The following is a 700-nucleotide window of genomic DNA, read 5'->3' as shown; positions in this document are numbered from 1 at the left end:
GCTTGATTTAGGTGCACCTAAAGCTTTTGATGTGATTGAGTTAAGAGAAGATTTGAATTTGGGGCAACGCATCGCTGCTTTCCGTGTTCAGGTAGAGTTGGATGGTGTCTGGCAGGAGTTTGAATCCGGCTATACTGTTGGCTATAAACGCCTTTTGCGAGGATCCATGGTAGAGGCTCAGAAGGTGCGTGTGATCATTACAGAGGCACAGGCTTTGCCTTTGTTGACCAAGATTTCACTCTATAAAACACCTACCTTGTCGAAAAAAGAAGCTGTTCAACAGTTAGAGTTTTCAGAAAAAAGTCTAGTTGTGACCAAGGGAGAAAATGTCCACTTTACAGTGAAGCGAAGAGAATCTAGCAGTCCTTTAGAAGCTAAGATTTCGATTCAACCAGGGACGGGTGTGCATGGTGTTGCTTATCGGGACGAGATTCAAGTCCTTGCGTTTCAAGTTGGCGAGACTGAAAAAAGGCTGACGCTACCAACCTTGTATTTTGCAGGCGATAAAAACTTAGATTTTTATCTAAATCTGACGGTAGATAGGCAGCTGGTTGACCAGCTTCAGGTCCAAGTTTCATAAAAGAAGAACCTTTGCGCGATGCAAAGGTTCTTTTGGTTAGGAGTGATTTGGTAGCCAGCTGAGGGTGAAGGTCAGTTGCTCAGCTTTCAAGAGGTCTTGGTGTTGAATGCTAGATACAGG

Annotated in this window: 2 pseudogenes; one reads left to right on the top strand and one right to left on the bottom strand. The window is 44.1% G+C overall.

Annotated features, from left to right (window positions below):
• A pseudogene (locus GMD4S_RS09870) lies at nucleotides 1-580 on the top strand (alpha-L-fucosidase); the annotation flags it as partial.
• A 36-nt stretch (nucleotides 581-616) separates the two neighbouring features.
• Here GMD4S_RS09870 and GMD4S_RS14020 read toward each other — a convergent pair.
• Nucleotides 617-700, bottom strand: a pseudogene (locus GMD4S_RS14020) (glycoside hydrolase domain-containing protein); the annotation flags it as partial.

The organism is Streptococcus sp. GMD4S (assembly GCF_000296955.1).
This window is presented reverse-complemented; position numbering and strand designations above follow the sequence as displayed.